The 18,132-nt window shown below is 71.1% G+C and carries 16 protein-coding genes; 5 read left to right on the top strand and 11 right to left on the bottom strand.

Annotated elements, in window-relative coordinates; genetic code table 11:
- Nucleotides 1-37 precede the first annotated feature (37 nt).
- The 4 genes from ACIBJG_RS05035 to hrcA all read right to left on the bottom strand — a co-directional run bounded on the left by ACIBJG_RS05035 (nucleotide 38) and on the right by hrcA (nucleotide 4,122).
- Complete coding sequence (locus ACIBJG_RS05035; protein ID WP_399304010.1) at nucleotides 38-784, bottom strand: 16S rRNA (uracil(1498)-N(3))-methyltransferase; 747 nt, start codon at nucleotides 782-784, stop codon at nucleotides 38-40.
- A complete protein-coding gene (locus ACIBJG_RS05030) occupies nucleotides 781-1,854 on the bottom strand; it encodes a nitronate monooxygenase (protein ID WP_399304008.1) in 1,074 nt (357 codons plus the stop codon). The genes ACIBJG_RS05035 and ACIBJG_RS05030 overlap by 4 nt, the downstream gene beginning before the upstream one ends.
- Before the next feature lie 114 nt (nucleotides 1,855-1,968).
- Nucleotides 1,969-3,105 carry a molecular chaperone DnaJ gene (gene dnaJ / locus ACIBJG_RS05025; protein ID WP_399304006.1) on the bottom strand — a complete coding sequence of 379 codons (1,137 nt, stop codon included), beginning with the start codon at nucleotides 3,103-3,105 and terminating at the stop codon, nucleotides 1,969-1,971.
- The gene (hrcA, locus tag ACIBJG_RS05020) at nucleotides 3,106-4,122 is read right to left on the bottom strand and encodes a heat-inducible transcriptional repressor HrcA (RefSeq protein ID WP_219573125.1); all 1,017 of its coding nucleotides are present in this window, start codon (nucleotides 4,120-4,122) and stop codon (nucleotides 3,106-3,108) included.
- 185 nt (nucleotides 4,123-4,307) lie between these two features.
- On the opposite strand from hrcA, the gene ACIBJG_RS05015 reads away from it, so the two are divergent.
- A complete protein-coding gene (locus ACIBJG_RS05015) occupies nucleotides 4,308-5,039 on the top strand; it encodes an MBL fold metallo-hydrolase (protein ID WP_399304004.1) in 732 nt (243 codons plus the stop codon).
- Nucleotides 5,040-5,064: 25 nt separating this feature from the next.
- Nucleotides 5,065-5,889, top strand: coding sequence for a DUF3097 domain-containing protein (locus tag ACIBJG_RS05010; protein WP_399304002.1), 825 nt, complete (start codon nucleotides 5,065-5,067; stop codon nucleotides 5,887-5,889).
- 9 nt (nucleotides 5,890-5,898) lie between these two features.
- Here the strand turns inward: ACIBJG_RS05010 and hemW are convergent, their stop codons facing one another.
- The 4 genes from hemW to lepA all read right to left on the bottom strand — a co-directional run bounded on the left by hemW (nucleotide 5,899) and on the right by lepA (nucleotide 13,369).
- The gene (gene hemW / locus ACIBJG_RS05005) at nucleotides 5,899-7,131 is read right to left on the bottom strand and encodes a radical SAM family heme chaperone HemW (RefSeq protein WP_399304000.1); all 1,233 of its coding nucleotides are present in this window, start codon (nucleotides 7,129-7,131) and stop codon (nucleotides 5,899-5,901) included.
- Between the two features lie 54 nt (nucleotides 7,132-7,185).
- Complete coding sequence (locus tag ACIBJG_RS05000) at nucleotides 7,186-9,090, bottom strand: SpoIIE family protein phosphatase (protein WP_399304518.1); 1,905 nt, start codon at nucleotides 9,088-9,090, stop codon at nucleotides 7,186-7,188.
- Nucleotides 9,091-9,292: 202 nt separating this feature from the next.
- Nucleotides 9,293-11,182 (bottom strand): AMP-dependent synthetase/ligase, encoded by a 1,890-nt coding sequence (locus ACIBJG_RS04995; RefSeq protein ID WP_399303998.1) that lies wholly within the window; start codon nucleotides 11,180-11,182, stop codon nucleotides 9,293-9,295.
- A gap of 312 nt (nucleotides 11,183-11,494) precedes the next feature.
- Nucleotides 11,495-13,369, bottom strand: a complete 1,875-nt coding sequence (lepA, locus tag ACIBJG_RS04990; RefSeq protein ID WP_399303996.1) for a translation elongation factor 4 — start codon at nucleotides 13,367-13,369, stop codon at nucleotides 11,495-11,497.
- 214 nt (nucleotides 13,370-13,583) lie between these two features.
- Here lepA and rpsT point away from each other — a divergent pair, with 214 nt between their 5' ends.
- Nucleotides 13,584-13,850, top strand: a complete 267-nt coding sequence (gene rpsT / locus ACIBJG_RS04985; RefSeq protein WP_399303994.1) for a 30S ribosomal protein S20 — start codon at nucleotides 13,584-13,586, stop codon at nucleotides 13,848-13,850.
- A 442-nt stretch (nucleotides 13,851-14,292) separates the two neighbouring features.
- On the opposite strand, the gene holA is transcribed toward rpsT, so the two are convergent.
- Entirely contained in the window at nucleotides 14,293-15,279 is a 987-nt protein-coding gene (holA, locus tag ACIBJG_RS04980; RefSeq protein WP_399303992.1) for a DNA polymerase III subunit delta, read from the bottom strand.
- Nucleotides 15,280-15,353: 74 nt separating this feature from the next.
- Here holA and ACIBJG_RS04975 point away from each other — a divergent pair, with 74 nt between their 5' ends.
- Nucleotides 15,354-15,599 (top strand): hypothetical protein, encoded by a 246-nt coding sequence (locus ACIBJG_RS04975; RefSeq protein ID WP_399303990.1) that lies wholly within the window; start codon nucleotides 15,354-15,356, stop codon nucleotides 15,597-15,599.
- A gap of 39 nt (nucleotides 15,600-15,638) precedes the next feature.
- Here ACIBJG_RS04975 and ACIBJG_RS04970 read toward each other — a convergent pair whose 3' ends face one another.
- Both ACIBJG_RS04970 and ACIBJG_RS04965 read right to left on the bottom strand, forming a co-directional pair.
- Nucleotides 15,639-16,523, bottom strand: coding sequence for a YceI family protein (locus tag ACIBJG_RS04970; RefSeq protein ID WP_399303988.1), 885 nt, complete (start codon nucleotides 16,521-16,523; stop codon nucleotides 15,639-15,641).
- Nucleotides 16,524-16,708: 185 nt separating this feature from the next.
- Nucleotides 16,709-17,539, bottom strand: a complete 831-nt coding sequence (locus ACIBJG_RS04965) for an arylamine N-acetyltransferase (protein ID WP_399303986.1) — start codon at nucleotides 17,537-17,539, stop codon at nucleotides 16,709-16,711.
- Nucleotides 17,540-17,637: 98 nt separating this feature from the next.
- Between ACIBJG_RS04965 and ACIBJG_RS04960 the strand changes: the two genes are divergently transcribed.
- Nucleotides 17,638-18,096: a pyridoxamine 5'-phosphate oxidase family protein gene (locus ACIBJG_RS04960; protein ID WP_399303984.1), complete on the top strand. Its 459-nt coding sequence runs from the start codon at nucleotides 17,638-17,640 to the stop codon at nucleotides 18,094-18,096.
- The last annotated feature ends 36 nt before the right edge of the window (nucleotides 18,097-18,132 follow it).

Genomic DNA, 18,132 nt, shown 5'->3' with positions numbered 1-18,132 from the left:
GTCCGCTTGCGGCCACAACTGCCCCGGGTGTACGGGGTTACGACCAGCGGCCCGTGCGCCCCAGCAGCAGCGCCGTCGCCGCGGTGCCCGCGGTCGAGGTGCGCAGCACCGTCGGTCCGAGCCGGCAGGTCCGGGCGCCGGCGGCGGCGAAGACGGCCAGCTCCTCGGGTGAGACGCCTCCTTCGGGGCCCACGACCAGCACGATCTCGCCCTCATCGGGCAGGGCGACGGTGGCCAGCGGCTCGCTGTCGCACCCGCGGTCCTCGTGCAGCACGGCCGCGAAGTCGGCCGTGGCCAGAAGTGCGGCAACCTGTTTCGTCGTGGCCACGTCCGCCACGTCCGGGAACCGGACCCGGCGCGACTGCTTGCCGGCCTCGCGGGCCGTATTGCGCCACTTCGCCAGGGACTTGAGGCCGCGGTCGCCCTTCCACTGGGTGATGCAGCGCGCGGCCTGCCACGGCACGATCGTGTCGGTCCCGGTCTCCGTCATCGTCTCGACGGCGACCTCGCCGCGGTCGCCCTTGGGCAGCGCCTGGACGACGGTGATGCGGACGCCGGGGCGGGGTTCCTCGTGGACGGACTCCAGGTCGGTGATCACCAGCCGGTCCTTGCCCTCGGCCGCCTTCACGACGCCCTCGGCCCAGTGGCCGCGCCCGTCCGTCAGGACGACGTCCTCACCGGCGTGCAGGCGCTTCACCGAGACGGCGTGCCGGCCCTCGGGCCCCTCCAGGACGAACTCGGGCCCGCCCGGCAGCTGTTCGACGACGAAGACGGGTGCCGTCACTGTGTACTCCTCGTGCTCAGCGCCGTCCGTGCGGCGTCCAGTTCCTCGGCGAGCAGCCTGACCAGCCGGCCCGCGGGCAGTTCGCGCGCCATCCGGTACCCCTGCCCCGCCCACAGTGCCATGCCCTGCGCGTCCCCGGCCTTGGCCGCCGCCTTGCGCAGCGCGGCCGTCAGATGGTGCACCTGCGGGTAGGCGGCGGGGGCGTACGGTCCGTGCTCGCGCACGAAGCGGTTGACCAGGCCGCGGGCCGGGCGTCCGGAGAACGCCCGGGTCAGGGTGGTGCGGACGAACAGCGGGTTGGTCAGGGCCTGTTTGTGCAGCAGGTGGGCGCCCGACTCGGGGCACACCAGGAACGCGGTGCCGAGCTGTGCGGCATCGGCGCCCGCCGCCAGCACCGCGGCGATCTGGGAGCCGCGCATCAGCCCGCCTGCGGCGATGACCGGTATCTGCACGGTCTCGCGGACCTGGGCCACCAGGCAGAGGAGTCCGGTGCCGGAGCCATCGGTCTGCGGGTCGTCGCGGAACGTGGACTGGTGGCCGCCCGCCTCGACACCCTGGGCACAGACGGCGTCGGCGCCCGCCCACTGGGCGGCCTGGGCCTCTTCGGGCGAGGTGACCGTGACGACGGTGTACGTGCCCGCCGCGGCGAACGCGTCGAGGGTGTCACGGGAGGGGCAGCCGAAGGTGAAGGAGACGACCGGAACGGGGTCCTCCAGCAGGATGGCGAGTTTGGCCTCGTAGCCGTCGTCGCCGCAGGCGTCTGTGTCACCGAGCGGGGTCTCGTACCAGGAGGTCTCGCCCGCGAGCTGGTGCCGGTACACCTCGACGGCGGCCGGGTCGGCGAGGTTCGGCTGCGGCATGAAGAGGTTGACGCCGAAGGGCCGGCCGGTGAGACCGCGCACCTGTTTGATCTCGTTGTACATGCCGTCCGCCGTCTTGTACCCGGCGGCCAGGAAGCCGAGTCCGCCGGCCTCGACGACGGCCGCGACGAGCGGCGGACAGGAGGGTCCGCCCGCCATCGGGGCCTGCACGATCGGATACCGGCAGAGATCGGTCAACGCGGATGGCATGACCGCATCGTGTCATGCCGTCCCTGACCCGGCGATGCGCACCCCGCTGCCACGTTTTGTCCCCAATGCGGTACGGGCCCGGAAACCGGGCCCGTACGACATCGTCAGGTGGATCTAGCGGCCGTTGAACGCGTCCTTCAGACGCGAGAACAGGCCCTGCTGCCCGGGCTGGAACTGGCCGATGGGCCGCTCCTCGCCGCGCAGCTTCGACAGCTCGCGCAGCAGACGTTCCTGCTCCGAGTCCATCTTCGTCGGGGTCATCACCTCGACGTGCACGATCAGGTCGCCGCGCCCACCGCCCCGCAGGTGCGTGATGCCGCGCCCGTGCAGCGGGACGGACTGGCCGGACTGGGTGCCCGGCCGGATGTCGACCTCCTCCAGTCCGTCGAGCGTCTCCAGCGGCACCTTGGTGCCGAGGGCCGCCGCCGTCATGGGGATGGTGACTGTGCAGTGCAGATCGTCGCCGCGCCGCTGGAACACGGCGTGCGGCAGCTCGTGGATCTCGACGTAGAGATCACCGGCCGGGCCGCCGCCGGGGCCGACCTCGCCCTCGCCCGCGAGCTGGATGCGGGTGCCGTTGTCGACACCTGCGGGGATCTTCACGGTGAGCGTGCGCCGCGAGCGGATGCGGCCGTCACCGGCGCACTCCGGGCACGGGGTCGGCACGACCGTACCGAAGCCCTGGCACTGCGGGCAGGGCCGCGAGGTCATGACCTGGCCGAGGAACGACCGGGTGACCTGGGAGACCTCGCCGCGACCGCGGCACATGTCACAGGTCTGGGCGGAGGTGCCGGGCGCGGCGCCCTCGCCACTGCAGGTCGTACAGACGACGGCCGTGTCGACCTGGATGTCCTTGGTCGTGCCGAAGGCCGACTCGGCCAGGTCGATCTCCAGCCGGATCATGGCGTCCTGGCCGCGGCGGGTGCGCGAACGGGGTCCGCGCTGCGACGCCGTGCCGAAGAACGCGTCCATGATGTCGGAGAAGTTGCCGAAGCCACCCTGTCCGAATCCGCCCGCGCCACCGCCTCCGGAGGCGGACAGCGGGTCGCCGCCGAGGTCGTAGACCTGTTTCTTCTGAGCGTCCGACAACACCTCGTAAGCGGCGTTGATCTCCTTGAACCGCTCCTGGGTCTTCGGATCGGGGTTCACATCCGGGTGCAGCTCGCGCGCGAGCCTCCGGAAGGCCTTCTTGATCTCGTCCTGCGAAGCGTCGCGGCGCACGCCGAGTACGGCGTAGTAGTCCGTGGCCACTTACGACTCCGCCAGGATCTGTCCGACGTAACGTGCCACTGCGCGTACCGCTCCCATCGTTCCGGGGTAGTCCATGCGGGTCGGTCCGACCACGCCGAGTTTGGCGACTGCCTCGTCGCCCGAACCGTAGCCGACCGCGACGACGGACGTGGAGTTGAGCCCCTCGTGGGCGTTCTCGTGCCCGATACGTACGGTCATGCCCGAGTCCTTGGCCTCGCCGAGCAGCTTCAGCAGCACGACCTGCTCCTCCAATGCCTCCAGCACCGGCCGGATCATCACAGGGAAGTCGTGCCCGAAGCGGGTGAGGTTGGAGGTGCCGCCGATCATCAGCCGCTCCTCCGTCTCCTCGACGAGGCATTCGAGGAGAATCGAGAGCACGGTGGACACGGTTCCCCGGTCCTCGCTCTCGAAGGATTCCGGCAGGTCCTGCACCAGCTGCGGGACGTCCGCGAAGCGGCGTCCCACGACCCGGCTGTTGAGCCGCGCCCGCAGATCGGCGAGAGAGGTCTCACCGAACGGCGCGGGGCAGTCGACCAGCCGCTGTTCGACCCGGCCGGTGTCCGTGATCAGCACGAGCATCAGCCGGGCGGGTGCCAGGGACAGCAGTTCCACGTGCCGCACCGTCGAGCGGGTCAGCGAGGGGTACTGCACGACGGCGACCTGCCGGGTCAGCTGCGCGAGCAGCCGTACGGTCCGTCCCACGACATCGTCGAGGTCGACCGCGCCGTCGAGGAAATTCTGAATGGCACGGCGCTCCGGCGACGACAGGGGCTTGACGCCCGCGAGCTTGTCGACGAAGAGCCGGTAGCCCTTGTCCGTCGGGATGCGTCCCGCGCTGGTGTGCGGCTGGGCGATGAAGCCCTCGTCCTCCAGCACCGCCATGTCGTTGCGGACGGTGGCCGGGGAGACGCCCAGCTTGTGCCGCTCCGTGAGCGCCTTGGAGCCGACGGGCTCCTCGGTGCCGACATAGTCCTGGACGATGGCGCGCAGCACTTCGAGTCTGCGTTCGCTGAGCATCGCGCACACCTCCAGCTGTGTACCTCGGTGGTTCTCGGGCCGTTCCCGGGTCTTGCCCTGGCACTCTGTGCGTATGAGTGCCAGCAATGCCCCGGCCAGTGTACGGCGACGGGGTGGCCCCCTAGCAAGGGCGACCGGCCACGCTACCGCGAGACTGTGCAGGTCGTTGCCGATAGCGTCGTCGTATGGACGCCTCTTGGGAAGAGTCCGGCTGGGAGCGACTCGGACACGGAGTGGGCCGACGACGCCTTCCGGTGTGGGATGCGACGGTCGCCCTGGTGGCGGGGACGGACGGAGTGCTGCTCTGCGACACCGGGTCGTCACTGCGTGAAGCGGTCCGGGTGCGCGCCGAGGCCCAGTCGCTGCTCGGTGCGAGGGTGACGCATATCGCACTCAGCCACCCCCATTTCGATCATGTGCTGGGCACGGCCGCCTTCGCCGGGGCGCAGGTGTACGGCGCGGCCGGTCTGGCGGATCTGCTGCGGCGCGGGGCGGACGAGCTGCACGCGGACGCGGTGCGGCACGGTCTGCCCGAGCACGACGCGGCCGAGTCGGCGGATGTGCTGGTGGCGCCGCATCACGAGGTGTGCGGCGAGTGGACACTCGATCTGGGCGGCGGGCGTGAGGTGCTGCTCGTGAACGCGGGTCCGGGGCACAGCGGCCATGATCTGGCGGTGCTGGTCCCCGGCGTCTGCGGCTCGCCCCCGATCGTGTTCTGCGGTGACCTGGTCGAGGAGTCCGGCGAGCCGCAGGCCGGCCCGGACGCCTTTCCCTCGCGCTGGCCGGCGGCGCTGGACCGGCTGCTGGAGCTGGGCGGCGAGGACGCGTTGTACGTGCCGGGGCACGGGGCGGTGGTGGACGCAGCGTTCGTGAGGGCTCAGCGCGATCAGTTGACCGCCCGGTTCGGCGTGTCGTAACCCGCTCGCCGCTTATCGTCGTCCGATGCGCAGCTACCAGCCGGACCTGACCCCGCCGTGGAAGAAGTCCGCCCCCGCTCCCGAGGTGCCCGCCGATCCCGACCTGGTCGTGGAAGAGGCCGTCACCGGTTTCTGCGGTGCGGTGATCCGGTGCGAGAAGACGGCCGAGGGCCCGACGGTGACCCTGGAGGACCGCTTCGGCAAGCACCGGGTCTTCCCCATGGCGCCGCGCGGCTTCCTGCTGGAGGGCCGGGTCGTCACGCTGGTGCGCCCGTCGGCGGGCGGCCCGGCCCGCCCCGCCCGTACGGCCTCCGGCTCGCTGGCCGTTCCCGGGGCGCGGGCCCGGGTGGCGCGGGCCGGGCGGATCTACGTGGAGGGCCGGCACGACGCCGAGCTGGTGGAGCGGGTCTGGGGCGACGACCTGCGCATCGAGGGCGTGGTCGTGGAGTACCTGGAGGGCATCGACGACCTGCCCGCGATCGTGCGGGAGTTCTCCCCGGGTCCGGACGCGCGGCTCGGGGTGCTGGTCGACCACCTCGTGCCAGGCTCCAAGGAGTCCCGGATCGCGGCGCAGGTCTCGGACGGGAACGTGCTGGTGGCCGGCCACCCGTACATCGACGTGTGGGAGGCCGTGAAGCCGTCCTCCGTCGGGATCGCCGGGTGGCCGGTTGTGCCGCGCGGCCAGGACTGGAAGACGGGCGTGTGCCGGTCGCTGGGGTGGCCGGAGAACACGGGTGCGGCCTGGCAGCGGATCCTGTCCACGGTGCGCTCCTACCGGGACCTGGAGCCGGAGCTGCTGGGCCGGGTGGAGGAGCTGATCGATTTCGTGACGGCGCCCTCCGTGCCGTAGCGGCCCCTCTCAGTCCACCAGGTCCCGTACCACGGCGTCCGCCAGCAGCCGTCCGCGCAGGGTCAGCACCGCACGGCCCTCCGCGAACGGGCCCTGCTCCAGCAGCCCGTCCGTCACCGCCCGGCCCGCCGCCGCGAGCCCGGCCGGGGCGAGCAGCGACAGCGGGCAGCCGTCGACGAGCCGCAGCTCCAGCAGGATGCGCTCGACCCGCCGGTCCTCCGCCGAGAGGATCTCGCGGCCCGCGCCGGGCGAGCGCCCCTCGGCCAGCGCCTGCGCGTACGCCCCCGGGTGCTTCACGTTCCACCAGCGCACGCCGCCGACGTGGCTGTGCGCTCCGGGTCCGGCGCCCCACCAGTCGGCCCCGCGCCAGTACAGCTCGTTGTGCAGGCAGCGGCCCTCGGGGGTCCGGGCCCAGTTCGACACCTCGTACCAGGAGAAGCCGGCCGCGGCCATCGCCTCGTCCGCGATGAGGTACCGGTCGGCGTGGGCGTCGTCGTCCGTCATCGGGATCTCGCCGCGCTTGATCCGGCGGGCCAGCTGGGTGCCCTCCTCGACGATCAGGGCGTACGCCGAGACGTGGTCGGGCCCGGCGCCGATCGCCGCGTCGAGGGAGGCGCGCCAGTCGTCGTCGGACTCCCCCGGGGTGCCGTAGATCAGGTCGAGGTTGACGTGCTCGAAGCCGGCCGCCCTGGCCTCGGCGACACAGGCCTCGGGCCGGCCGGGGGTGTGGGTGCGGTCCAGGATCTTCAGGACGTGCTGCCGGGCACTCTGCATGCCGAAGGAGATCCGGTTGAAGCCGCCTTCGCGCAGCTCCGCCAGGTAGGCGGGTCCGACGGACTCGGGGTTGGCCTCGGTGGTGATCTCCGCGTCGTCCGCGAGGCCGAACTCCTCCCGGATCGCGGCCAGCATCCGGACCAGGTCGGCGGCGGCCAGCAGCGTCGGCGTGCCGCCGCCGACGAAGACCGTACGGACCTGGCGGGGGTCGTCGCCGAGGACCTTGCGGGCCTGGCGGACCTCGCCGACGAGATGGGAGGCGTAGTTGTCCCGGGAGGCCAGCGCACCGCCGGAGCCGCGCAGCTCGGTCGCGGTGTAGGTGTTGAAGTCGCAGTAGCCGCAGCGGGTCGCGCAGTACGGCACGTGGAGGTAGAAGCCGAGCGGGCGGTCTGCGGCGCCTTCCAGGGCGTGGCGGGGCAGCGCCCCGTCGTCGGGCACGGGCTCACCATCGGGCAGTACGGAAGGCATACCGTCCATTGTCGCGCGCCGCCCGGCACCCGGACGCCACGCCCGGGTGCGGAGCTACTCGGCCTGGAGGACCAGCAGGGCCAGGTCGTCGTCCGGCGGGCGCTCGGCGAAGGCGTGCACGGCGTGTTTGATGCGGTCCGCGATCCCTTCCGCACTCAGCCCGGCGCAGCCGGAGAGCGCCTCGGCCAGCCCGTCCCCGTCGTCGAACATCAGTGACCCCGAGCGGCGCTCCGTCACCCCGTCGGTGACGCACAGGAGGCTGTCGCCGGGGGCCAGGTCGAAGCTCTGGGTCTCGTAGACGGCGTCGTCCATGACGCCGAGGAGCAGTTGCGGTTCGGCGGCCGGGCGCACCGTGCCGTCGGGGCGCAGGAGCAGCGGCAGCGGGTGCCCGGCGCTGACCAGGGTGCAGCGGGCGCCGCCGCCGGGCAGCGGGACGAGCTCCCCGTACAGCAGGGAGAGGAACCGGGACTGTCCGCTGTCCGCCGAGTGCTGGCCGCCGGCGGCGGCGACCATGAGCGCGGCGGCCTCGGCGGCCTCCATCGCGTCGTCGAGGAGCAGCCGGTTGAGGCGGACCAGGACCTCGTCGGCCTGGAAGCCCTCACGGGCCAGCAGCCGGAGCCACGGGCGGGCGAGTCCGGTGACGACGGCGGCCTCGGGGCCGCTGCCCTGGACGTCGCCGAGGACGAAGCACCAGCGGTCGCCCGGGCACGGGAAGATGTCGTAGAAGTCACCCCCGACCACGCCGTCGTCGCTGGGCTCGTAGACGAGGGAGCTGGCGACGCCCGGTATGTCGGCGACCTTGCTGGGCAGCAGTCCGCGCTGGAGGATGCGGCTGATGGTGGCCTGCCGGGTGTAGGCGCGGGCCGCGCCGACGGCGAGGCCGACCCGGCGTACGAAGTCCTCGATCAGGGCGGTGACCTCGTCGGGGACGCGGGCGATGCCTCCGCGGCCGAGGAGTACGGCTCCGAGGGTGCGGCCGCCCGAGGTGATCCGGTAGGCGAGCGCGACGCCTTCGAGCCCGTCCGGCTGCCCGCCGTCCTCCGCGCTGCCGGGCCACGGGATCGAGACGGGGCCGGTGCCGACCCGCTCGGGGAGTCGGAGGGGGTCGCCCTCCAGCAGGGTGCGCAGTGGCTGGATGCGGGTCTCGTCGACGTGCCAGACCTTGGCGAGCCGCGGGACGGCCGCGCGGCCGGGGGTCTCGGGCTCCAGCCAGATCGCGCACCAGTCGGCGAGCCGGGGCACGAGTAACTGTCCGGCGAGCGCGGCCACGATGTCCTCGTCGAGCTGTCCGGCCAGCAGGTCCGAGGCCTCGGCGAGGAACGACAGCGCGCCGCGGCCCGCCCAGTCCGCGTCGTCGCGCAGGGCGCGGCGGGCGGTGGGGGCGAGCAGTTCGGCGGCGCGCAGACCGCGCTGGAAGCCGGGCTCCGGGTGGGCGTCGGGGAAGGGGTTCCAGTCGTCGACGGGGAGCCGGGCCCAGACGGTCTTGAGGCCGGTGCGGTAGGTGATGCCCCACCGTTCGGAGAGGGTGGCGACGAGCTCCAGGCCGCGCCCGTACTCGGCGGGCTCCCCCGGCTCCTCCTCGCCGCCGGAGCCGCTCTCGGGGCAGTCGCTGCGTACGGCACGGGCCGGATGGTGGTCGGAGACCTCCAGGACCAGGGCGGAGCTCTCGTCCTCGGTCGCCTCCTCCAGCCGGAAGAGCAGTTCCACGGTTGTCCCGGCGTGCACGACGGCGTTGGTGACGAGCTCGCTGACGATGACCGCCGCGTCGTCGGACAGCCGCTCGCTGAAGCCGACCGCCGCGGGCAGCCCGAGCCCGCTCCACTCGGCGAGCGCGGCGGCGACGAACCGCCGGGCCGCGGCGGGCGCGAGGAGGTTCCCGGGCAGGCTCGTCCGGGCGACGGGCTGTGCGCCCGTGGTCGCGCCAGTGGTTCCGGGGCGCTGCACAATGTCCCGCTGCAAGGGAATGGACCCCACAGGGCGGCTCCTGACCTGTTCTCGCTCTGCCTGTTCTCCGCCTGGACGGACCCTCTAAGCGCTGCTGACGACACGGACAGAGTGACAGATCGGCCACTCGCATACGCGTCGAGTTACCGAAGTGAGGGCAGAACGACGCCCCGGCCCCCGCGCGCGGTGCACGGGGGCCGGGGCGTCGACCTGCTGTCTACGCCTCGCGGGAGCCCGCGTACATGTCGTCGATCAGGTCCTTGTACACGCGCTCGACGACCGGCCGCTTCAGCTTGAGGCTGGGCGTGACCTCGCCGTGCTCGATGTCGAGGTCACGCGGGAGCAGCCGGAACTTCTTGATGGTCTGCCAGCGCTGCAGCCCCTCGTTGAGGCGCTTCACGTACCCCTCGATGAGCTCGACGGTCTGCGGGGACGCCACGACGTCCGCGTACGACTTGCCCTCCATGCCGTTCTCGGCGGCCCAGCCGAGGATCGTCGGCTCGTCGAGGGCGATGAGCGCTGTGCAGAAGTTACGGTCCGCGCCGTGCACCAGGATGTTGGAGACGAACGGGCAGACCGCCTTGAACTGGCCCTCGACCTCGGCCGGCGCGATGTACTTGCCACCGGACGTCTTGATCAGGTCCTTCTTGCGGTCGGTGATCCGCAGATAGCCGTCCACGGACAGCTCGCCGATGTCGCCGGTGTGGAACCAGCCGTCGGCCTCCAGCACCTCGGCGGTCTTCTCCGGCAGCCCCTGGTAGCCCTGCATCAGGCCGGGGCCGCGCAGGAGGATCTCGCCGTCGTCGGCGATCCGGACCTCGGTGCCGGGGAGCGGCTTGCCGACGGTGCCGGTGCGGTAGGCCTCGCCCGGGTTGACGAAGGAGGCCGCGCTCGACTCGGTGAGGCCGTAGCCCTCCAGGATGTGGATGCCGGCGCCGGCGAAGAAGAAGCCGATCTCGGGAGCGAGCGCGGCGGAGCCGGAGACGCAGGCGCGGAGCCGGCCGCCGAACGCCTCGCGGATCTTGGCGAAGACGAGGGCGTCGGCGACCTTGTGCTTGGCGCCGAGCGCGAAGGGCACGGAGGAGGTGCCGGTGCGCCGGAAGTTGTCCTGGGAGACCTTCGCGTACTCGCGGGCGACGCCGGCCGCCCAGAGGAAGATCTTGTACTTGGCCCCGCCACCGGCACGGGCCTTGGCCGCGACGCCGTTGTAGACCTTCTCGAAGATCCGGGGGACGGCGGCCATGTAGGTCGGCTGGACGATCGGCAGGTTCTCGATGATCTTGTCGACCCGGCCGTCGACGGCGGTGACGTGTCCCACCTCGATCTGCCCGGAGGTGAGGACCTTGCCGAAGACGTGCGCGAGCGGCAGCCAGAGGTACTGGACGTCGTCCTTGGTGATCAGACCGGTGGAGACGGTGGCCTTGGCCATGTACGACCAGTTGTCGTGCGGCAGCCGTACGCCCTTGGGACGGCCGGTGGTGCCCGAGGTGTAGATGAGGGTCGCGAGCTGTTCGGGGGTGATCGCGTCGACCCGCTCGGTGATCGCGGCCGGGTTCTTGGCCAGGTGCTCGGTGCCCAGGGCCTCCAGGTCCGCCAGGGAGAGCACCCAGCCCTCGGGGTCGCCCTCGGCCGGTCCGGCGCCCTCGGCGTCGATGACGACGACGTGGGCGAGGTTCGGCAGCTCGGCACGGCGCTCACGGGCCTTGGCCAGCTGCGCGGCGTCCTCGGCGATCAGTACCCGGCTGTCGGAGTCGGAGAGGATGAACGCCGACTCCTCGGTGTTCGTGGAGGGGTAGATCGTGGTGGTCGCGGCGCCCGCGCACATGACCCCGAGGTCGGCCAGGATCCATTCGACCCGGGTGCTCGCGGCGAGCGCGACGCGCTCCTCCGGCTGCACGCCCAGAGCGATCAGCCCGGCCGCCACGGCGTAGACCCGCTCAGCGGCCTGCGCCCAGCTGAGCGACTTCCACTCGTCGGGCCCCTGGCCGGCGGCCGCGGGGACGGGGTAGCGGTAGGCCTCCCCGTCCGGGGTGGCCGCCACCCGGTCGATGAAGAGGGTCGCCACGGAGGGCGGACGGTTCTCGATCATGGTCTGTGTGTCGCTCACGACATCCTCCGGGCCTGCGGCAGTGCTTCACGACGGGCTGCTGGTTGGGGTGTGCTCTCCGCTTACGTCTGCGTGCTTGATGGTGCTTGTTTAACTGGCGAGTAACTACGAAGCCGTGATCAGAGTAAAGCGCTCGCGCGCCCCACGTAAGAGGCAACGGGACCCCGCTTCATACCCGCTTCATAACGAACGGGCCCCCGCGGCGCAGCGTTCTGCGATGCGGGGACCCGTTCTTCTACCGGCCGGTAGGGGTGGGGGGGGGGGGGGGGGGGCGCCCCGCCCCCCCCCCCCCCCCCCCCCCACTCCTCCGTACTACTTCTTGGCCTTGGTCTCCCCGGCGGACTCGTCGGTCGACAGTACGGAGATGAACGCGTCCTGCGGCACCTCCACGTTGCCGACCATCTTCATCCGCTTCTTGCCTTCCTTCTGCTTCTCCAGCAGCTTCCGCTTACGGGAGATGTCACCGCCGTAGCACTTGGCGAGGACGTCCTTGCGGATGGCGCGGACGGTCTCACGGGCGATGACCCGGGAGCCGATGGCCGCCTGGATCGGCACCTCGAAGTTCTGCCGCGGGATGAGCTTCTGCAGCTTGGCGACGAGCCGGACGCCGTACGCGTACGCCTTGTCCTTGTGCGTGACCGCGGAGAACGCGTCGACCTTGTCGCCGTGCAGCAGGATGTCGACCTTGACGAGCTCGGCGGACTGCTCGCCGGTGGGCTCGTAGTCGAGCGAGGCGTAGCCGCGCGTCTTGGACTTCAGCTGGTCGAAGAAGTCGAAGACGATCTCGGCGAGCGGCAGGGTGTAGCGGATCTCGACCCGGTCCTCGGAGAGGTAGTCCATGCCGAGAAGGGTGCCGCGGCGCTGCTGGCAGAGCTCCATGATCGCGCCGATGAACTCGCTGGGCGCCAGGACCGTGGCCCGGACGACCGGCTCGTGCACCTTGTCGATCTTGCCCTCGGGGAATTCACTCGGGTTGGTGACGGTGTGCTCGCTGCCGTCCTCCATCTCGACCCGGTAGACCACGTTGGGCGCGGTGGCGATGAGCTCGAGACCGAACTCACGCTCCAGCCGCTCGCGGACCACGTCGAGGTGGAGCAGGCCGAGGAAGCCGACACGGAAACCGAAGCCGAGCGCGGCCGAGGTCTCCGGCTCGTACACCAGGGCCGCATCGTTGAGCTGGAGCTTGTCCAGCGCCTCGCGCAGGTCCGGGTAGTCCGACCCGTCCAGCGGGTACAGACCCGAGAAGACCATGGGCTTGGGGTCCTTGTAGCCGCCCAGCGCCTCGGTCGCCCCCTTGTTCAGGGAGGTGATCGTGTCACCGACCTTGGACTGCCGGACGTCCTTCACGCCGGTGATGATGTAGCCGACCTCACCGACGCCGATGCCGTCGGACGGGGTCATCTCCGGGGAGGAGACACCGATCTCCAGCAGCTCGTGGGTGGCGCCGGTCGACATCATCCGGATGCGCTCGCGCTTGTTCAGCGAACCGTCGACGACTCGGACGTACGTGACGACGCCGCGGTAAGCGTCGTAGACCGAGTCGAAGATCATCGCGCGGGCGGGGGCGTCCTCCTTGCCGACGGGCGCCGGGACGTCCCTGACCACCCGGTTCAGCAGCGCGTCCACGCCGACACCGGTCTTCGCGGAGACCTTGAGGACGTCCTCGGGCTGACAGCCGATGAGGTTGGCCAGCTCCTCGGAGAACTTCTCGGGCTGGGCCGCCGGCAGGTCGATCTTGTTGAGGACCGGGACGATGGTGAGGTCGTTCTCCATCGCCAGGTAGAGGTTGGCCAGCGTCTGGGCCTCGATGCCCTGCGCGGCGTCGACCAACAGGACGGTGCCCTCACAGGCGGCGAGCGACCGGGAGACCTCATAGGTGAAGTCGACGTGTCCCGGGGTGTCGATCATGTTGAGGACGTGGGTGCTGCCCTGGCCCTCACCGGTCGTGGGCGCCCAGGGCAGTCGGACCGCCTGGGACTTGATGGTGATGCCACGCTCGCGCTCGATGTCCATCCGGTCGAGGTACTGAGCGCGCATCTGCCGCTGGTCGACCACACCGGTCAGCTGGAGCATCCGGTCGGCAAGGGTCGACTTGCCGTGGTCGATGTGCGCGATGATGCAGAAATTGCGGATCAGCGCCGGGTCGGTACGGCTCGGCTCGGGCACGTGGAGAGGAGTCGCGGGCACGCAGGGTCCTGATTCTTGAGACGCCGAACGCCGTGTCTCGGGTCGATGTCGGGTCGGTCGGATCTGTACGTAGCCTCCATCGTCCCACGCCTGCGGGGCGAAGACCGGTTTGGGCCGGTCGGAGGGCGACTGGTACCGTGGACAGCTGTGCCTCGTGGCTCTCGGGCCGCAAGGACACACACCGAAGATCCAACGAACCTGAAAAGGCTCTGTCGTGGCGAACATCAAGTCCCAGATCAAGCGGAACAAGACGAACGAGAAGGCGCGCCTGCGCAACAAGGCCGTCAAGTCCTCGCTCAAGACCGCGATCCGCAAGGCCCGCGAGGCCGTCGTTGCGGGTGACGTCGAGAAGGCCAACGTGGCCGTTCGTGACGCTTCCCGCGCTCTCGACAAGGCTGTCTCGAAGGGTGTCATCCACAAGAACGCCGCCGCCAACAAGAAGTCGGCGCTGGCCACCAAGGTTGCCACCCTCCAGGGCTGAGCATTCTGATGTGATCGCCGGAACGGACCAAGCGGGCCCTCTCTCCCGCCCCTGACCGGCACCCCGCGCCGCACACCGAACCTGCGTTCGCCACGCGGGTGCGGCGCACCAAGCGCACAACGAAGACCCCCGTTGTTCCCCTCCCCAGGGAAACAACGGGGGTCTTCGTCATGCTCGCGCGTGGGCTGGAGCGGTGCGGTGCACCGGCTGAAGTGTCGTGGCTGCTGCATCAGGCCCCGCTCTTCACCGCCGCGTCCGGCCAAACCCAGCCCGTCCGACGCTTGAGGACGCCCGAACGGCAAATTCACAGCCGAGCCCAGCCAAACCCAGCCCGTCCGACGCTTGAGGACGCCCGAACAGCAAGTTCAAGCCCGCCCGGCGATTGAGGGCGCCACAGCGAGCCGGACGAACCCGCGCTCACCGCCTCACCCCCCGCCGGGGCCTACCGCCCCGCCCGCGCGGCCCGCGCCACCGCGACCACGGCCTTCTCCAGCGCGTACTCCGGGTCGTCGCCCCCGCCCTTGACCCCCGCGTCCGCGTCCGCGACCGCCCTCAGCGCCACCGCCACCCCGTCCGGCGTCCATCCCCGCATCTGCTGACGTACCCGGTCGATCTTCCAGGGCGGCATGCCCAGCTCCCGGGCGAGGTCCGCCGGCCGCCCCCCGCGCGCCGACGAGAGCTTGCCGATCGCCCGTACGCCCTGGGCCAGCGCGCTGGTGATCAGGACAGGGGCCACCCCGGTCGACAGCGACCAGCGCAGCGCCTCCAGGGCCTCCGCCGCCCGGCCCTCGACCGCCCGGTCGGCGACCGTGAAGCTCGACGCCTCCGCGCGCCCCGTGTAGTAGCGGCCGACCACGGCTTCGTCGATCGTGCCCTCGACGTCCGCGACGAGCTGCGACGCCGCGCTCGCGAGCTCCCGCAGATCGCTGCCGATGGAGTCGACCAGCGCCTGGCACGCCTCGGGCGTGGCGGAGCGTCCCAGCGTCCGGAACTCGCCCCGTACGAAGGAGAGGCGCTCGGCGGGCTTGGTGGTCTTCGGGCATGCGACCTCGCGCGCCCCGGCCTTGCGCGCCGCGTCGAGCAGCCCCTTGCCCTTGGCGCCGCCCGCGTGGAGCAGCATGAGGGTGATCTCCTCGACCGGGTCGTCGAGGTACTTCTTGACGTCCTTGATCGTGTCGGCGGAGAGATCCTGCGCGTTGCGCACGACCACCACCTTGCGCTCGGCGAAGAGCGAAGGGCTCGTCAGCTCGGCGAGCGTGCCCGGCTGGAGCTGGTCGGAGGTGAGGTCCCGGACGTCCGTGTCGGCGTCGGAGGCACGGGCCGCCGCCACCACCTGCTGCACGGCGCGGTCCAGGAGCAGGTCCTCCTGCCCCACGGCGAGCGTGAGGGGGGCGAGCGGGTCGTCGGTGGAATTCCTTCTGGTGGCCATCGTCGTCCAGCATCCCACGGGCCACTGACAGCCCGGCTGCGACCGCCGCGCAGGCCGTGGCCGAGAATGGGCGGGTGAGCGATGTGAGACATGTGCTGGTGCTGCCCGACCGCGATGCCGCGGAGGAGGCGGCCGGAGAGCTGGCCGACCGGTTCGGGGTCGCGGAGGAGCCGCAGCTCGTACGTGACGCGCTGGCCGGGGAGGACGACGCCGAGGACGCCCAGTGGCTACTGGTCCTGGAGGACCCTGAGCGGCGTCTGGACTCCGCGGCGCTCGATGCGTTCGCCGCGGAGTACGAGGGATGGCTGGAGTCCCCTTAGCCGGCGGCGCCCCGAGGTCTCCCGGGTGCCGCCCCGGCGTCAGCTCTTCGGAACGATCTGGATGTCCATGTCGATCGAGATGCTGGAGCCGACCGCGGCGATGCCACGGGCCAGCATCGTCTGCCAGGTGAGGGTGAAGTCCTCACGGTGCAGTTCGGTGGTGGCGCGGCAGGCGGCGCGGGTCTCGCCCTCCAGGCCGTTGCCGAGCCCGAGGTACTGGGTGTCCAGCGTCACAGTGCGGCTCACTCCGTGCAGGGTGAGCGCGCCGCTGACGCCCCAGCGGGTGCCGCCCCGGTGGACGAAGCGCTCGCTGTAGAACTCCAGCGTCGGATAGCGGCCGACGTCGAGGAAGTCGCCCGAGCGCAGGTGGTCGTCGCGCATCTGGACGTTCGTGTCGATGGACGCGGCATCGATGATCACGTGCATGGCCGAGTCCTCCATGCGGTCGGCGATGCGGACCGCCCCGGCGAAGGTGTTGAACCGGCCGTGGATGCGGGCCATCCCGATGTGCCGGGCGGTGAAACCGATCTGGGAGTGCATCGGCTCGATCTCCCACTCGCCCGGTTCGGGCAGCTGCGGGGGCGCGGAGACCTGCAGGGTCACATCGCCCAGGCCCGCGTGACCGCCCTCGGCGACCGCGGCCGAGCCGTGGAACGGGGTGAACCCCTCCGCCGTGACAGCCAGCCGGTACTCCCCCGCCGGCACCGTGGCGAGGACGTTGCCGAACGGGTCCGTCTCCCCGCCGACGACCTTGCGCCCGGCCGCGTCCGTGACGACGAACTCGGCCTGGTGCACCGCCTCGTTGACCGGGTCGAGCACCCGGCAGCTGAGGACACCCGCGGAGTCCGGTACGGCAAGTCCGGCGAGGGTGTTGCCGCGTACGGCACCCGCCGCTCCCTTGTTTCCGAGCCAACGGCCGAACATCTTGACGCACTCCCGGGGGCGGTTTCACCTCGGGCCGGAGGACTGGACGTCGTTGTCGGAACAGCGGCCCGCCGACGAGCATGCATTCGATCACCCTTGTGGCGTTCGAGGCAAACAGAGCAGCTCGCAGGAGCTTGGGTGGAGGTGTTACCGAAGGTCCGAATTGATCGGTCCGTTTGTGTGTGTCACCCAATCGACGCAGAAACACCGACGCCTTCCTCGGAGGGGAGCCGGTCGAGGCGCACTCCGAAGTGCTCGCGATAGGCGGCGAGAACCTCGTCGTCGCCCTCCAGTCGCGTCTCGTGGCGCTCCGCACCCACCGTCGTGATGAGCCGGTGGCCTTTGAGCGTGATCCGACCGCTGGTGGTGAAGCGCGAACAGACCGGCGACCGGGTGAAGCCGGAATCGGGTGAGGTCCGGTGGTACCAGGCCCCGCCCCGGAAGTCGGCCAGTGCCCGGGGCCGCGGGTCCAGGCGGAACTGGGGTGCACCGTCCCGCAGCACATCGAGGTCCCCGTAATCGCCGCCTCCCTCGGCTGGGGCCTGCTCGATCCGGAAGGTGCCGCGCGGGTCCCGCTGGTCGATACGGTCGTCGAGCACGAGCGGATGCTGGGCGTGGTCGCCGAAGCCTGCATCGGCGAGCCACGGCCCGGTGCCGTCGTCCGTCTCCACCCGCAGCGCCATGTGGTCGTACGGGATGCCGAGCCGCCCCTCGTCACCGTGGACCCGCGCCTGAAGCAGCGTGACGCGGAAGCCGAGCGCCCGCAGCAGCACCGCGAACGCGCCGTTGTTCTCATAACAGAACCCGCCGCGGCGGTGCGCCACGATCTTGTCGAGCAGCGCCTCCTCCTCCAGCACGATGTCCTCGCCGAGGTGGATCGAGAGGTTCTCGAAGGGGACGGTGGTGAGGTGGCGCAGTTGCAGCTCACGCAGCGCCGCCGCGTCGGGTCGGACGGGGCGGGTGGCACCGATGCGCTCCAGGTAGGCGTCGATGGTCTGCGGCAGTCGGGGGTCCATGGGAGCAGTGTGTCGCGGCGCGCGACGCCGCGCCCTGAGCCGATGGTCCTAGGACCGGCGGAGGTGCGATGCGGGGTGCGTTCACTAGCGTGCGGAGCATGACGAATCGGGAGCCGGCGCGCAGCCGCGAACAGCGCAAGCAGGACGTTCTCGACCATCTGGAGAAGGACACGGACGCCTGGGTGTCGACCGCCTCGGCCGACGGGGTGCCGACTCTGGTGCCGCTGTCGTTCGTATGGGACCGGGGGACCCTTCTGATGGCCACCCGCCGCACCAATCCGACGGCGGTCAACGTGGCACCGGCCGGGCAGGCCCGGATCGCGCTGGGCCCCACTCGCGATGTGGTCCTCATCGAGGCGACGGCGGAACTCATTGAGGGCGCGGACCTCCCTGCGGAATCGGCTGACGCCTTCGCCGCGAAACTCAACGGCTGGGACCTGCGGGGCCGTTCCGCCTGGGTGTACCTGCGTTTCACGCCGTACGCGGTCAAGGCATGGCGTGAGGTGAACGAACTCGCCGACCGAGACCTGATGGCCGGCGGCCGGTGGCTGGAGTGAACGCGCCGCGAACCGATGGCCGGCGGCCGGTGGCTG

The sequence above is a fragment of the Streptomyces sp. NPDC050422 genome (genome assembly GCF_044458665.1).
Lineage (GTDB): Bacteria > Actinomycetota > Actinomycetes > Streptomycetales > Streptomycetaceae > Streptomyces.
Note: the sequence above shows the minus strand (reverse complement) of the source record. Positions and strands in the feature narration are given on the sequence as shown.

Coding starts and splice junctions, on each gene's coding strand:
- ACIBJG_RS05030 (WP_399304008.1), bottom strand. CDS start 1,854: ATGCCATCCGCGTTGACCGATCTCTGCCGGTATCCGATCGTGCAGGCC.
- hrcA (WP_219573125.1), bottom strand. CDS start 4,122: ATGCTCAGCGAACGCAGACTCGAAGTGCTGCGCGCCATCGTCCAGGAC.
- ACIBJG_RS05015 (WP_399304004.1), top strand. CDS start 4,308: ATGGACGCCTCTTGGGAAGAGTCCGGCTGGGAGCGACTCGGACACGGA.
- ACIBJG_RS05010 (WP_399304002.1), top strand. CDS start 5,065: ATGCGCAGCTACCAGCCGGACCTGACCCCGCCGTGGAAGAAGTCCGCC.
- hemW (WP_399304000.1), bottom strand. CDS start 7,131: ATGCCTTCCGTACTGCCCGATGGTGAGCCCGTGCCCGACGACGGGGCG.
- holA (WP_399303992.1), bottom strand. CDS start 15,279: ATGGCCACCAGAAGGAATTCCACCGACGACCCGCTCGCCCCCCTCACG.
- ACIBJG_RS04970 (WP_399303988.1), bottom strand. CDS start 16,523: ATGTTCGGCCGTTGGCTCGGAAACAAGGGAGCGGCGGGTGCCGTACGC.
- ACIBJG_RS04965 (WP_399303986.1), bottom strand. CDS start 17,539: ATGGACCCCCGACTGCCGCAGACCATCGACGCCTACCTGGAGCGCATC.
- ACIBJG_RS04960 (WP_399303984.1), top strand. CDS start 17,638: ATGACGAATCGGGAGCCGGCGCGCAGCCGCGAACAGCGCAAGCAGGAC.